This window comes from Photobacterium phosphoreum (assembly GCF_002954725.1).
In the GTDB taxonomy this organism is placed as follows: domain Bacteria; phylum Pseudomonadota; class Gammaproteobacteria; order Enterobacterales; family Vibrionaceae; genus Photobacterium; species Photobacterium phosphoreum.
This window is the reverse complement of record NZ_MSCQ01000001.1, coordinates 490,981-507,453: the sequence shown is the minus strand read 5'-3', so window position 1 is coordinate 507,453 and position 16,473 is coordinate 490,981. Positions and strand designations below refer to the sequence as shown.

Here is a 16,473-nt window from a genome sequence, read left to right as displayed (position 1 = left end):
TCGCCATTTATAGGTATTGCAATGATTGATCTTTCTCGACTACAAGAGCTCATTGAGCAGTTACAACATCAAGCGGCAGAAACAGACCGTATACGAGGAGAAGCGCAACGACCATTATTTGATCAACAATTATTCCGTAATCACAGTAAATTGCTGACACCTTGTGTAGCAGAAGTAGCACAAGAACTGGTAGCCCTACAAAAAGAACAGCAAGCTGGAAAGCTATTACCTGAACGAACCCAGCATGTGTGTGAAAAATTAATCGCTCAAATACATGCTATTCAGCGTGAATTTGCCACCCAAAAAATTCGTAAAAACGAACCAAAACAAGCAGTTCGTTGGCAACGTTCAATCAATGATATCTATCAAGACCTTAATAAACATAAAGAGTGGGAACGGCGCTTAAAGTCTATGCTGCGTGATAAAGAAGCAATATTTAATCGTTGTAATTCTCAGTTTGAGCAACAACAAGCACAAAAAGAAATTCTGGCATTAGAAGGTCGTATTAATCGTTGCCAAGCCGCTTTGATTCAACTTGAAAATGAAATTAATCGTCGAGAACGAAAAGGGTAATTTACGGCCAGCACTAATTTTTATCACGCTACACTTAAATAACACCTAACTTGAGATTGATTGATGAGTAACAGTAACGTCCCAGCATCACCATTAGACAATGCACCAGCCGAGGTTAAATTAGCCGTTGATCTCATCTGCCTGTTAGAAGATAACGCTATCGATCCTCACACTGTATTGTCGGCACTCGATATTGTTCGTCGTGATTTTGCAAAAAAACTTCAACCACAACCATCATAATCACAATTAACAGGTATAAAAAAAGGCTGAATATATTCAGCCTTTAGAATGTCGGTATTATCTTAAAAATAAATTAGTTAATGCCTGCACGCTTTAACAGGCCAGCCATCAATGCTGAACTTGATTTTACTTGCTTTGACTTATTTTGAAGATCTTTAGCAAGTGCAGTGTCATTTACGTCTTTAGCAATGAAGATCATTGATTGATACATATCACGTGGCGTTTTAATACGCTCTTTATCGTTCAATGGCTTAAGCAATGTTACTACATCTGAACCTTTCTTTTTATTTTCAGTTGTATAGCGCAGAATAGAATCAAGTAAGCGATCCATATCAACCATAAACTCAGAGTTCTCTGTACCCTGTTTTTGCATTTCTTTGAGGTTTTTCTTACGAACCTGCTTAATAACAAATGCTGGTTGATTTATTTTGCGGTAAGCGAAGATACCCGCTAACACCAATAACGCTACACTACCTGCTGCAACATAACCCCAGATAGAACCTGAAGATTCAGCAACGGGCTGGGCGACAGCGGCAACGTTTGCAACAGACATTGGTACATCAGACATATTTGTAACCTTTTACTTTAAGAATTCGGAATGCGGTGAGACCTTACCACCTACTCGATAAACTGCTATATCTTTTATCAAAAATTAGTTCAAATAGGCGACAGAGCTCAAATGTATGCTCATTCTGCCGTTTTCAACAACAAAAATAAAGCACTGCTAGATTGATTTTTAAGCAACTAATTGTAACTATTTGTCTAGCAATATAAAAACGTTAATTCGCAGCAAAGTTTATTTTAAAAAAAAGTATAAAACCGCTAGCAATACCACAAATTAGCCTTTTCTTGCATAATTCTTTTACGTACCTCAATCAATGCCAACAGATCGACTAACAACAGCCATAGTTATGCTTAGAGTCTAGTTGGTTTTGGATACAATGATAGTATTAACACTTATATCAATGCTCACAATAACAGTATTAAAACCACTGCTGCTAATCTACAGCAGTGGTAATACCCACTTTAATCGACACCAGTAGCGGATACTGTCGGCTTGGTACGCTTTAATTTTTGCACCATTAAATACACACTCGGCACCACAAATAACGGATCGACAATCCCTAATGCCATCCCTGCGATAATAATCACCCCTAACGATCCCATTGCATTAGCGCCAGGACCTGATTCACATAACAAAGGTAAGGTTCCTAAAATCATCGTCAGTGAGGTCATTAATATCGGTCTTAAACGGGTTTTGGTTGCTTCTAAAATAGCCTCACGCGCTGAGTAACCTTGTGCCTGCAATTCATTGGCAAACTCAGTGATCAAAATCCCATGTTTACAGATCAAACCAATCAGAGTGACTAACCCGATTTGTGAATACACATTGAGACTGTAATCACTGTAATATAATGCCCACAATGCCACTGACAACGTAATCGGTAATGACAGCATTACCACCAATGCATCAACTACGCTTTCAAACTGCGCACTCAGCACCATATAAATAAACACTAACGCTGCCACAAACACAAATAGCATTTGATGATTAGCATCCAAATATTGCTTAGCCCCATCAACATAACTATAACGGGCATTAGCAGGAAGTAATGTTGGTAATAGCTGATTTAATGCTTTAATCCCCTGCCCCATGCTGACACCATCCGCTAATCTAATCGATAATGAAGCAGATGTAGCACGATCATATTGTTCAAGTGAACGCGGGCCAAGTTGATTTTTAATCGTGATAAGCTCAGATAACGGGACTAATATGCCTTTATTATTGCTAATCATCAGCTGTTTTATCGCATCAGGGGTTAGCGTGTATATAGATTGTAATTGCAGATGCAATGGGTAATTAGTGCCTTGGTAGCTCATGTCATTACTGAATGATTTACCACTCATTGCCAGTTTCAACACTTGCTGAATATTATATAGCGAGACACCATATTGCGACGCTAATACGCGATTAATATGAATACTAAATTGATTCTGGTCGAACTTGAGTGCACTTCTCGCATGATCAAACAACGGTGATTGCTGGATCTTATGGGTAACTTCTGTCATTTCTTGTGCCAATGTTTGCTCATCAACATTACTACTAACGTTAATATCAATACCGCCACTGTTCCCACGTCGACCACCGCCAGTATCAATAGCAGGGATCACGCCAGTAAAGACCATATTGCCGCCAATTTTTAAACGTGCATTGATCATTTCACTAATTTTAAGAGCTGATAACTTACGCTGATCCCATGGTTTTAAGGTCACAAAACCACGAATAAAATCACTACTGGTTAAAATTGCTACATGTTCAATATCCGGGATTTGATGCAGTTGCTGATTCATATTATCAATCATTTTCTGCTCACTGGCATCATCACTGCTACCCACTAAAGGTTGGAATAAGAAAATTTGCCCAGAATCTTCACTTGGTAACATTTCTGATGGTGTTTGCATAAACGGCCAATAACTGCTGGCTAAAATAATCACCATCATCATTAATGTGGTTTTACGGTAATCAATGGTTACCGCTAGCACCCTCTGATAGGCGACAGCAAGGCGAGTCAGTTGATCATTTATCCACACTTCAAACCGACCTGCGGGTTTATGATTCATCATTTTACTGCACATCATCGGGGATAAGGTTAATGCTACCACCCCCGAAATAATCACGGTTCCTGCCAATGTGAAAGCAAATTGTTGGAATAACTGCCCCGTAATTCCATCGACTAACCCGACAGGAATATAAACCGCCGCTAATGTTAATGTGGTCGCAATAATCGCAAATCCAATTTGACGACAAGCAATGACTGTCGCTTTACGTACGGATGAATGATGCCGTAATTGACGATGCACATTCTCAACCACCACTATCGCATCATCAACCACTAGCCCTACTGCTAATAGCATTGCCAATAAGGTCAAAGAGTTAATACTAAACCCTGCCAGTTTAAGAATAATAAACGAACATGATAGACACACAGGGATAGTCACAATCGGGATCAGTGCAATCCGCAGATTACCTAAAAATAACCAGATCACACCAGCCACCAGCAATACCGCTAACCCAATCGCAAAATAAACATCATTGAGTGAAGTCACAATAAAGGTCGATTTATCCAATAAAACCGTCGCCTTCATACCACTAGGCAAGGTTGTTGAATCAAGTAATTGATGTACTTGTTGTGATAATACTAACGGATTTGCTGTTGCGGTATATTGTGGATTAAGCACGAACAACATCGCACTCTTGTTTGAAAAATCAATGAGGGGCTTAACCTCAAGTTGACTGCTTGGCGTACCTATCGTAACCGTTGCGACTTGCGATAACCGAATCGGTTGCTGAGCATACGTTGCAACAATGGTATTTTTAATCTCATCTAAATTTGCAATCGCACCTGTTGATACCAACTGATATTGGCTTTGTGAACCCGATGTTTGACCACTCAACGCGGTTATGCTGTCAACATCCGAGATCTTATTCATGACATTATTTAATGTTAAACCGTAATATTGCACTTTATCTGGGTTTAGAGTGATCAATACCGATTGACCAGCACTTGGCGCCACACTCACTGCCCCAGCAGCGGGTAATTGCTCTAACTGTGGCAACAACGTATCAATGCCATATTGATGAAACTCATATTCTGCTTGATGCGGCCCTGGCGTTAAACCAATCAGCATCGCGGGCATGCCCTGATCATCCGATTTAGACACTCGCGGAGAAATATCATCAGGTAACTGACTTTCTATATTACCAATATCATTATGGATCTCACTCACCAAAGTATCGATTCCACTGTCATCAATACTGGTTGCAACATCAATAATAATACTACCGCGACCTTGACGCGCTGTTGCTGATAAATGGCGAATTCCTTCCGTACCAGCAATGGCATTTTGAATTGGAATCAACACTTCAGTCATCATATTTTGCGCAGCAAGCGCACTATCATGTACTGATATTTGTATTTTTGATTGACTAATTTGTGGTGTATAACGCCACGGTAATTTTTGACAAAACAGCAACCCAATAAAAACGGGAATGAGCCATAATACGGTGCACAACACCGGACGGCGTAAGCAAAGTTCAGTTAATTTCATGCTTTACCTACTTGTGGCTCAATTTTGGGTTGTGACGGTTGTGACGGTTGTGAATGGATAATTTCTACTTTTTGATCTGTGCGTAAATAGTTTTGACCATTAACAACCAATTGCTCTCCAACCGTTAATCCAGAAAGAATTTGCACATAACCATCGTAATAATTACCGACTTTAACATCACGTAAACGCGCTTTATTGTTGATCACGACAAAGGCTTGTGCACCTTGAATATTGGTCATTAACGCTGCGGTTGGGATCGTCACTTGCTGGCGTAATAAATGCGTTTTTTGGATAACTTTGACATTTTGCCCAGGGGAAAACGGCGCGGATGTAGGTAATTTAGCTTTAAGGATCACTAATCCAGTGGCTGTATTTGGCGCAATATAAGTAACTGTAGCTACCGCATTAATGGATGGCATGACCTCGGAATGTACTAATACTTGTTGGCCAAGTTTATAATCTTGTCGTTGTAAGGCCGGCAATTGATATTCGACAATTAAATGCTGCGGAGAATATAAGGTTGCAATATCAGTACCTGCCGTAACAACATCACCAACATGATAATCAGTTTGGCTAATCACTCCTGAAAAAGGCGCTTTAATTGCTAATTCAGATAACAATGTTTTATCTTGGGTGAGTTGCGCTAATGCCTGCTTATAATCACTTTCACTGCTATCATAAAGACTGTGTGACGTTACTCCTTTCGCGCTTAAGACGGCTTGACGATGCAATGTCAATTTAGCAGCAACAACTAACGCTTGATCATGAGCAACTTTGGCATCTGCAACACGCGGATCTAACTGCACTAGTACTTGGTTTTTGGCTACACGTTGCCCTTCAGTAAACAAAATAGCGGTTATTTTATTGGTTTGCAGGTTTTTTAGTGTCACTACATTATGACTTTTTATTACACCGTAGCCCATGACTTGCTGGGTTAAATTACGCGCTTGAATCGATTGTGTTTCAACTTGTGCAGTCGTTGAAAAAGGAGCCGAGGAGTGCGGCTTCGAACCACTATCGCAACCTTCAGCCATCAACGCCATCGTTGCGATAACCAACACTGAAATAACTTTTCGTTTTATCATGATCTACTTCCTAGAACATTAAACAACATGCGCTAGGACAAACCAGCAATGAATAACCACTCTTGCCACCAACACAACATACCAAATAGGTATACAAGCCTACCAAAGCTGGTTTTTTGAATACACCAACATAGGCTAACTTTACGCTGTTTTACATTTATTAGGAAAAAACACCTTGTAATAACACAACAATGAACAATATTATGCTAATAAGTTGCCACAATAATAATGGATTTCGTTCGATTAATGGTTGCTGAAAAAGCATAGGTAAGGCGGTGGATGGCGGAGTATTGAGTGCTTTTACCAATTCAGATAAGGCTTGATAACGATGTTGAGCATCAGGATGACAGGTTTTTTTTAAATTAATCTCTAGCCATACAGGTAAATCCTGCCGATAAGATCTAATGGTCGTGTAATGCATTTTCATTGCCACAGGAGGCGATGAGTGCGAACTCAACCGTTGATACGGTAATGCTCCAGTCAACATTTCATATATCACAATCCCTAATGAGAATTGCTCACTCAAAATGGAAGGTTGTCCACCAGCATGACATTCAGGTGCCAAATAATTTAAATCTCCGTATGGATGCTTCATTTTTACTGATGAGTATAACTCTTGATAACCATTGACCCACGCGCTGCCAAAATCAATCAAGGTCACACTTAAATCTGAGTGTAATATAATATTTTCTGGTTTTATATCTGCATGATAAATCCCCTGTCGCTGCAAAGTACGCATCACCGTCACAATGTCTGCCACAATCATTCGTACCGTTGTTAATGATGGCTGCGGATTATCCATGATCCATTGGCGCAAAGTTATTCCCTCAACAAACTCACACACATGATAAAGAAACACAGATTGCGCATTATGGTTAAATATTTTCATGACCCCTGCATGCTGACATTGTTGCCCAAGCCAGCCTTCGCGCACAAAGCAGTGTAAATAGTCACTATCATCCACTCGGTTCGGTGAAGGCATTTTTAGCACATAATACTGTTTATCATCATTAGATTGCGCCAAATAAAGATAGCTTCGACACCCTGCATCAAGCACTCGACAAATCACAAATTGATCAATCCGTTGCCCAACCTTGAGCGCTAGCGGAATGGTCTTATTAGCTGACTCAAGCAACGCTTCATCAAACGCTAACCTTGGTAAGGCTTCAATGTCTAATATCACACAACTGGTATTATCTTGTGACCCAAGCTGCTGCGCATTACTCACAAGCTGATATGCTTGCCGTTCTAAGTACTGACACCCATGTTGGGTCGATAATAATGGTGGCATGTTATCTACGTGGAAAATCTTATCGAGATACTGCACGACATCACTCTCATCATGGATACCATCCGTCGTCATCACTAACTTATCACCCACGTTCAGGGGTACTGACTGATAATCGACTTGCAGTTGGGCGTCGATACCTAATGCTCGCGTAAGATAATGCTGCCCATCATAGTGAGCACGACGATGATCTTGGGTTAAACAACGACAATTATTATCACGCCATAAATAAACCCGACAATCCCCAATATGGAATACATGAGCAGTATTCGATTTAATGATCACTACCGACAATGACGTCACCGGCGCATCTTGTGGTAAATCGGCTTGCTGTCCATGATGGAATAACCATAAATTAAGCGTATTTAGTACTGAAGATGCCGCTTCTTTGACAGATAAGGTGGTTGCTGTCGCTAAATAATCTTCAATAAAGTGAGTCACACTCAATTGACTAGCAATATAACTGCGATTACTACAACTGACGCCATCAGCAATACAAGCAACGACTCCTTTGTGCTGTAACTCTATTGCTTTTGATGGTGATAACACCGCAAAGGCATCCTGATTCTGTTGCTTTTTCCCCGCATCAGAATAACCACCATAACGTACAATCAGATTAGCTACCGTCATGATCTTCCTTATTCATTTACACCATTAACTGATACTAGTAATCCATACTATTGCCTACATGATAAACCGACATGATTTATCTGTATGATCAACCGACATCAATTAACCGACATCAATTAAAGTCACACTGCCATCATCATTAATTTCGGCCATTTTTCCTGACGGCTCTTTAAGCGCCAATAACGTCACAAAACCGATAACAGCAGTTAATGCGATAATGATAAAAAAAGTACTGTATTCAACCATGGATAAAATAGTCAGATAACACACTGCCCCCACATTGCCATACGCCCCTGTCATCCCAGCAATTTGACCAGTCATACGGCGTTTAATTAATGGCACAACAGCAAATACTGCCCCTTCGCCAGATTGAACAAAGAACGAACAAATCATTGCCGCTAACACCGCACTCCATAGTGGCCAACCGACAGTAATATTCGCCATTAACACATACCCCATCGCTAAACCCGCAGTTAAAATCAATAACGTTGCTTTACGACCAAATCTATCCGACAACCAACCACCACCAGGACGAGAAATCAAATTCATAAACGCATAAGAAGATGCGACTACCCCTGCCATCACTGGTGTTAAAGTAAATATCTCAGCAAAAAATAAAGGCAACATTGAGACAACAGCCAGCTCTGATCCAAAAGTGGTAAAATAAAGCACATTAAGCACTGCAACCTGACGAAATGAATAACGATGTATGGCAGGTACTGGCTCCGTTAATATCTTTCGATTAGCTAACCATAATTGTTTAATATCAATAAAATAAAGCCCTACTAATCCCACATAAATAGCATAACTAATCTCAGCGTCTAACATGTCAATCGCTGGCGATGATAGCTTCCAAACTAATAACGCCATTGCCGCATACATCGGAATTTTCATTATGATTAATAACAATAAATCACTGCGTGAGGTCACTTCCATCGCCCCGATATGCTTGGATTTATAATACGTTGCGCCCTTGGGGGTATCTGTAACAGTGAAATAGAAGATGACAGCAAAAATAACACTTAACCCGCCAGTCACCGCCATTGCATAACGCCAACCATCATCACCACCAAACCACAATGCTAATGACGGCAATGTAAACGCAGCAGCAGCAGAGCCAAAATTACCCCAGCCACCATAAATACCTTCAGCGGTACCGAGTTCATGATGCGGAAACCATTCAGACACCAACCGAATCCCAATCACAAACCCTGCCCCAATAAAACCGAGGGCAAAACGGGCCATCGCGGCTTGCATAAACGTAGTTGAAAATGCAAACACAAAACAGGGAATGGCACATAGTGCTAATAACAAGCTATACACTATTCGTGGACCATATCTATCCGTCAGCATGCCAACCACAACCCGCGCTGGGATCGTTAACGCCACATTTAAGATTAATAAGGTTTTAATTTGCTCGGTGGTTAATCCTAATGACGTTTTTACCGCTTGCAACAAAGGTGCAAAATTAAACCACACCATAAAAGTAATAAAAAACGCCAACCAACTTATATGGAGTATTTTCATCTTGCCGCGAAAAGAGAACAAATTAAACTTAATATAATTAGACATCATTGCTCCCTGTTAGCGTATTAAAGAAACGATAAGTTGTACCTGAACACTACCGTTAAAGCGCCGCACAGGATAAGTTGGCACTAACATTTCTGCCGATTCTAAACACTGACCACTTTCAAGACAAAAATGCTGTTTATAAAGCGGTGAAGCCACCACCACGGTTCCATTTAATGAGCCGACGATGCCACGAGAAAGAACATTCGCCTTACCGATTGGATCATAATTATTAATCGCATAAAGGGTATTATTATGACTACACAAAAACAGCGCTATCTGATGACCATTCACCAATGCACACGCACCAGCATCAAGATATAAATCATCTTCATCACAAACAGTAATCCATTGATTAATCATAATTTATCCTTGATCGGTAATGTTAACAACCGCAATAGTCTCACCACTTTCCGGCCACACTCTCGGCGTACGTTGATTTCTAATCGTTTGGTAAGCCAAACTCAAATCAGGCTGACGACTATTAATAAAATGTTGAAACCGACGTAACTCTTGCGGTGACTCAAGGGTAGTTTTCCATTCACATTGATAGTGACTCAAACTAGCGGCCATTTCTTGCTCAAGTTCAGCGTTAATATTTAACGCATCATCAATCACCACTTGGCGTAAATAATCAATGCCACCCTCAAGATTTTCTAGCCATACTGATGTTCGCTGTAACCTATCGGCGGTACGTATATAAAACATCAACACTCTATCGATATATTGGATCAAAGTGTCGTTATCGAGATCAGCAGCAAACAAATCACCATGACGAGGACGCATACCACCGTTACCTGCAATATATAAATTCCAGCCCTTCTCTGTCGCGATCACACCAATATCTTTTGACTGTGCTTCTGCACATTCGCGGGTACAGCCAGAAACTGCAAACTTGAGTTTATGCGGTGAGCGCAAGCCTTTATAACGATTTTCAAGATTGATAGCAAAAGCCATGCTATCTGCCATTCCATAGCGGCACCATGTTGATCCCACACACGATTTCACCGTTCGTACCGATTTACCATACGCGTGTCCCGTTTCAAATCCGGCATCGACAAGTAACCGCCAAATTTGGGGTAATTGATGTAACTGTGCTCCAAATAAATCAATCCGTTGTCCGCCAGTAATTTTGGTATAAAGATTAAATTGTTGGGCAACTTGACCTAATATAATTAATTTTTCAGGGGTAATTTCTCCCGCAGGAATACGAGGCACAACCGAATAAGTACCGTCTTTTTGCATATTACCAAGGTAAATATCATTAGTGTCTTGCAAGCCAACATGTTGCGGTTCCAGAATATAATCATTCCAAAATGACGCCAGAATAGAACTAACCGCGGGTTTACAAATATCACAACCTAAGCCTGTCCCGTACTCGGTTAATAAGTCACTAAAAGTATTAATCTTTTTAATTCGAATAATGTCGGCTAATTGCTGGCGGCTATAACTAAAATGTTCACATAAATGGTGATTGACCTCATGGCCTCTCGCTGCCAATTCCGTTTCCATTATTTGTTTCGCAAAAGTGGCACACCCGCCACAGCCAGTGCTCGCCTTGGTCATTGATTTAAGCTGTGTCATATCAACACACCCGTCAGCCACCGCTTGGCAAATTTGACCTTTATTAACATCAAAACATGAACAAACTTGCGCTTCATCACCGAGTAGATCATCGGTGGCTGTCATTTGAGAGCTAGCAGCCAGCGCTTCAGGCATTAATAATAATGACGGCGGAGTGGGTAATGGTAATTGATTTAGCATCAACTGTAATAATGAAGAATACTGCTCAACATTACCGACTAACACCGCTCCAAGTAATTTATCCCCTTGTTTTGATACAATAATCCGCTGATAACTTTGTTCGACATCATTGGATAAACTGAACACTTGCGCCGCATCAACTGATGTATGAACCTCGCCAATACTGGCAACATCAACCCCTAATAATTTCAGCTTGGTGCTCATATCAGCACCCGTAAATTCAGCATCGATGCCACACATAATAGAAGCAGCAACCCGTGCCATTTTATAACCTGGCGCAACTAAACCAAAAATACGGTTATTCCATAATGCACATTCACCAATCGCGTAAATATCAGTATCACTGGTCTGACACTGATCATTAATCACAATTCCGCCACGTTCACCAAGGGTTAATCCTGCTTGCTTAGCCAATGCGTCTTGGGGACGAATACCCGCAGAAAACACCACCATATCAGTGTCTAATTCAGTGCCATCAGCAAAAATAAGTTTATAGCGGCACTGATCACCCGCAATAATTTTCTCAGTCGCTTTACGGGTATGTACTTTGACCCCTAATGCTTCAATTTTTTGACGTAATAACTCACCGCCCCCTTCATCAAGCTGCACCGCCATTAACTGTGGAGCAAACTCGACCACATGGGTTTCTAGCGCCATATTTTGCAGCGCATTGGCCGCTTCAAGTCCGAGTAAACCGCCACCAATGACGACCCCAACCCGACTTTTTTTGCCTGATTCGGCAATGGCTTCTAAATCATTAATAGTACGGTAAACATGACAATGCTCTGCATCATTGTCGATAATCGGTGGTACAAACGGGTATGATCCCGTGGCTAATATCAAATGATCATAAGCAATCTTTTTACCTTGCTCAGTAACAACATACTTATGCTCACGATCAATGGCTGTCACCCGCTGATTAACGTGATAACACACACCTGCTTGTTGATAATCCACCTCATGAGCAAGCGCTAAATCTGCGGCAGTTTTACCACTAAAATAATGGCTGAGTTGAACCCGATCATAGGCTAAGCGATCTTCTTCTGAAAAAGTGATCAATGCGAGTTGGTGATCACTATCAAGCGCTAATACTTGCTCAATAAAATGATGGCCTACCATGCCATTACCAACAATAACAATCCGTTTTTTATTCATGTTGATCTCCTTATCTACGCTCGTTTTTGACACTGATTCATCGACATTACCGCGTCTATTTGAGGCTGATACCACGCTAAACTGTCGCTCAAACTCACCACTTCACCAATAATAATCAAGGCGGGTGATCCAATCTGGTGGTGCTTAACTTGCTCTGTTAGAGTGGCCAATGTAGCTTTAATTAACCGTTGTTCATCAGTGCAGCCTTTTTCTATTATTGCCGCAGGGGTTTCTGTCCCTAACCCTGCTCGTGCTAATTGCTGGCAGATCAAGTCGACTTTAGATAATCCCATATAAAACACCACGGTATGATTGAGCTTGGCTAATGCTTGCCATTGAATATCCAAATCTTTTTCCGCATGCACTGTGACTAACGTACACCCCTGAGATACACCACGGTGGGTTAATGGGATCCCGGCATAGGTACTACAACCACTCGCAGCAGTAATGCCCGGTACTACATCAACCTTGATACTGTGCTGGCGTAAATATTGTATTTCCTCACCACCTCGACCAAATACAAACGCGTCACCACCTTTTAAGCGACACACTTGTTTTCCTTGTTGAGCTAATCGCACTAATAGCTGATTGATTCCTGCTTGAGTTATGCTTTGTTGTCCTTTTGCCTTACCCACACAAAGGGTTTGGCAACGCGCTGGAACCAACGCCATAATGGCAGCACTGACTAGACGGTCATAAACCACTACATCGGCTTTTTCGAGAGTCTTTAATGCTTTTAATGTTAAGAGATCAGGATCACCTGGGCCTGCACCGACTAACGTCACTTTTCCCTGCTGATGTGGTATGCGTGTCGATTGTGCTATTTGACACCAGTGAATCTTAGCGTCATGAATAACTAATGAATGTTGTTGCGGCTTCAATGGCTTCACAATTCACCCCTTTTTAATAACAACCATTTATTTTATATATTTAATTTCCTTATTAAGTAACACAGCAAACTTAATGCCATCCGTTATTAAATAACAAATAAACTCATCAAATGACTGAATTAAAAAATAAAATAATATTTAACATTAAAGCTAATTACTTTATTTACAATAACAAACACCTTTATGGTGCATTATTAATCAACCATTGCACCAAAATGATTAGTTACTCATGACAACCGATAATAAAACAATAAAAATAAAATAAAACACCTGACAAATAAAAATAAAAATCAATAGCTTAAGTAAAATAAAATCAAAAAATAACATTAAAATAGTTCTGGTACACATGTTGCCTGTAATTAATGGTGTCATTTGTTTTATTCGCATTAATAAAGGGAGCCATCCTCAATGAAGAAAGAAAGCTCATGGATAAAATCAACTTGTGCTTATTGTGGTGTCGGCTGTGGAATAAAGTCACGCATCAATAATAATGGTCAGCTTGATATAAAAGGCGATGAAGAACATCCAGCCAATAAAGGTAAATTATGTACCAAAGGATTAACCTTGGCAGAAACACTCATTAATGATAATAGGATGCTAACGCCACAAATATTAAATAAACCTGTTGGCTGGAATGAAGCATTAGATGAAGCCGCCCTCCAGCTACAAGATGTTATTAACCATTATGGTGCGAATGCGGTAGCTTTTTATATTTCGGGACAATTACTCACCGAAGATTATTATGTGATAAATAAACTGGCAAAAGGCTTTATTGGTACCGCGAATATTGATACCAATTCACGCTTATGTATGTCATCAGCAGTCGCTGGACATCAACGGGCGTTTGGTGAAGATTGTGTTGCTGGCTGTTACGATGATTTAGAAGCAGCAGAAGTGGTCATTTTAACAGGCTCTAATCTTGCTTGGTGTCACCCTGTTCTTTTTCAACGCCTAAAACAAGCACAGAAAGAGCACAATACTAAGATTGTGGTGATTGATCCGCGCCATACTGCAAGCGGTGATATTGCTGATTTACATCTTGCGATTGCGCCTGGTAGTGACGTGGCACTCTTTAATGGCTTACTGAGCTACTTACATAATCATAATAAATTTGATCAAGACTATATCAACGCCCATACCAATAATATTGAGGCAGCATTAGCAACCGCCCTCACTCAAGATACGAATATCAGCCAATTAACGGGGATAAGTGAAGAACAACTGCACACTTTCTATCAACTATTTGCGAACCACCCCCGTACAGTAACGGTTTACTCTCAAGGGGTAAATCAATCAGTATCAGGAACGGACAAAGTCAATGCTATCATCAACTGTCATTTAGCAACCGGCCGCATCGGTAAACTGGGGGCAACGCCCTTTTCAATTACAGGCCAACCAAACGCAATGGGAGGACGTGAAGTCGGGGGTTTAGCGACAACCTTAGCGGCACATCTTAGTTTTGATCGCCACGATCATTGGCAATTACTGAGTAATTTTTGGCAAACCGATAAACTGGTGACTCAGCCGGGTCTTAAAGCAGTTGATATGTTTGATGCTATCGCAGCTGGCACAATAAAAGCGGTATGGATCATCGCAACCAATCCAGCAGCTAGCTTACCTAACAGCAATAAAATCAATCAGGCATTAGCACAATGTCCCTGCGTGATCGTGTCTGATTGTGTCGATAATAACGATACACTGCGCCACGCTACGATTAAACTTCCGGCTCAAGGTTGGAGTGAAAAATCGGGCACAGTCACCAATTCAGAACGCTGTATTTCCCGTCAACGACGTTTATTGCCGACCCAAGGCGAAGCTAAACCTGATTGGTGGATCATCAATCAAATCGCTAATCGAATGGGGTTTAAAGACAGTTTTAATTACACCAATGAAGCCCAAATATTTGCCGAACATGTCGCTTTAACGAGCGTGAATAATCACCCTAATCACACTCCACGCTTACTAAATTTAAGCAGTCTTAGCCATCTTACTGAGCACGATTATGATACTTTAGTGCCGCAACAATGGCCGATTAATGGTGATGGTATTACCCACCAGCGGTTATTTAGTGATGGTGTTTTTCCTACTAAAAATGGTCGAGCGTGCTTTATTGCCACCCCTTATCATCCTCTGATCACTCAGCGCTCAGCGTCTTATCCGTTATTACTTAATACGGGTAGAGTTCGTGATCAGTGGCATACCATGACACGCACAGGGCTTGCCGCCTCGCTGGCTGATCATATTCAACAGCCACTAATATCAGTACACCCGACAGATGCTAATCACTACCACATTAATGATAATCAATTAGTAACGGTAACAAGTCACAGCGGCGAGGCTATTTTTCGGGTTCGTATTACTACAAATGTTAGCCCTAAGCAGGCATTTATTGCTATTCATTGGACTCAACAAAACGCATCAACAGGCAGTGTTTGCGCACTGATTGATGAACAATGCGATCCCATTTCAGGGCAACCACAATATAAGGCAACCGCCATTCAACTTACCCCACTCACCTACACCACCGATGCTATTTTAACGACAACAAAAGCAGTGGCATTGACTGATCTACCATCATCAACAGCACTCTATTGGGTATGTAAAAAAGTCAAAGCAGGTTATCAATATTGTATCAGTTCAAACCTTACCCCAAGCGCCTTAGAGCAAATATTAATGATGTATTTCATGCATTCGACGCAACATGATTTACGTGCTATTACGCACAATAGCCGTCGAGCAGTGATATTTGAACATGGCCGTAGTATTCGATCATTGCTCATTCTGCCTCATGATAATCACCATTACTTCACTACATCTTCTAATATTATTGACCATGATATTAACGATCTCAAAGTGCATCAGTTTCTCAATGGTGAAGATAAGCTCATCGACACTGACATTGTTTGTGTGTGTAAACAAATAACCAAACAACAACTTATTGATACGATTGCCAGCAATAAAGTACAAGATCTATCGACACTAAGTCGTATAACAACCGCAGGAACGGGCTGTGGTAGCTGTTGTACTGAAATAGAAAACTTACTCAACAACAATCAAGACTAATTAAATCTATTACATCAATATAACGCCCTATCTAATGAGGATGTGGGCTCTATTTTAAAATGTCCTCATTATTCCCTTCTTATGTGAAGTATGAAAAACAACCAGT

At 40.8% G+C, this 16,473-nt stretch carries 11 protein-coding genes; 3 read left to right on the top strand and 8 right to left on the bottom strand.

The features are described 5' to 3' along the window. The first annotated feature begins 21 nt into the window (after positions 1 to 21). Both BTO21_RS02190 and rsmS read left to right on the top strand, forming a co-directional pair. On the top strand, positions 22 to 573 hold the full coding sequence (locus BTO21_RS02190; protein ID WP_045027098.1) for a primosomal replication protein: 552 nt from the start codon (positions 22 to 24) through the stop codon (positions 571 to 573). Positions 574 to 636: 63 nt separating this feature from the next. Next, positions 637 to 813 (top strand): pleiotropic regulatory protein RsmS, encoded by a 177-nt coding sequence (gene rsmS / locus BTO21_RS02185; protein WP_082056773.1) that lies wholly within the window; start codon positions 637 to 639, stop codon positions 811 to 813. Positions 814 to 886: 73 nt separating this feature from the next. Here the strand turns inward: rsmS and BTO21_RS02180 are convergent, their stop codons facing one another. From BTO21_RS02180 to cobA, 8 genes are all read right to left on the bottom strand, one after another. Next, on the bottom strand, positions 887 to 1,381 hold the full coding sequence (locus BTO21_RS02180) for a hypothetical protein (protein WP_045027097.1): 495 nt from the start codon (positions 1,379 to 1,381) through the stop codon (positions 887 to 889). 458 nt (positions 1,382 to 1,839) lie between these two features. Further along, positions 1,840 to 4,923: an efflux RND transporter permease subunit gene (locus tag BTO21_RS02175; protein WP_045027095.1), complete on the bottom strand. Its 3,084-nt coding sequence runs from the start codon at positions 4,921 to 4,923 to the stop codon at positions 1,840 to 1,842. Then, entirely contained in the window at positions 4,920 to 6,008 is a 1,089-nt protein-coding gene (locus tag BTO21_RS02170; protein WP_239997972.1) for an efflux RND transporter periplasmic adaptor subunit, read from the bottom strand. The genes BTO21_RS02175 and BTO21_RS02170 overlap by 4 nt, the downstream gene beginning before the upstream one ends. A 160-nt stretch (positions 6,009 to 6,168) precedes the next feature. After that, positions 6,169 to 7,926 (bottom strand): bifunctional protein-serine/threonine kinase/phosphatase, encoded by a 1,758-nt coding sequence (locus BTO21_RS02165; RefSeq protein WP_052672589.1) that lies wholly within the window; start codon positions 7,924 to 7,926, stop codon positions 6,169 to 6,171. A gap of 102 nt (positions 7,927 to 8,028) precedes the next feature. After that, positions 8,029 to 9,498, bottom strand: coding sequence for a NarK family nitrate/nitrite MFS transporter (locus BTO21_RS02160; RefSeq protein ID WP_045027092.1), 1,470 nt, complete (start codon positions 9,496 to 9,498; stop codon positions 8,029 to 8,031). A gap of 12 nt (positions 9,499 to 9,510) precedes the next feature. After that, entirely contained in the window at positions 9,511 to 9,855 is a 345-nt protein-coding gene (nirD, locus tag BTO21_RS02155; protein WP_045027153.1) for a nitrite reductase small subunit NirD, read from the bottom strand. 6 nt (positions 9,856 to 9,861) lie between these two features. Beyond that, positions 9,862 to 12,414, bottom strand: a complete 2,553-nt coding sequence (nirB, locus tag BTO21_RS02150) for a nitrite reductase large subunit NirB (RefSeq protein ID WP_045027091.1) — start codon at positions 12,412 to 12,414, stop codon at positions 9,862 to 9,864. Between the two features lie 14 nt (positions 12,415 to 12,428). Beyond that, positions 12,429 to 13,253 (bottom strand): uroporphyrinogen-III C-methyltransferase, encoded by an 825-nt coding sequence (cobA, locus tag BTO21_RS02145; protein ID WP_239992721.1) that lies wholly within the window; start codon positions 13,251 to 13,253, stop codon positions 12,429 to 12,431. 459 nt (positions 13,254 to 13,712) lie between these two features. Between cobA and BTO21_RS02140 the strand changes: the two genes are divergently transcribed. Further along, positions 13,713 to 16,367 (top strand): nitrate reductase, encoded by a 2,655-nt coding sequence (locus tag BTO21_RS02140; protein WP_045027089.1) that lies wholly within the window; start codon positions 13,713 to 13,715, stop codon positions 16,365 to 16,367. Positions 16,368 to 16,473 lie beyond the last annotated feature (106 nt).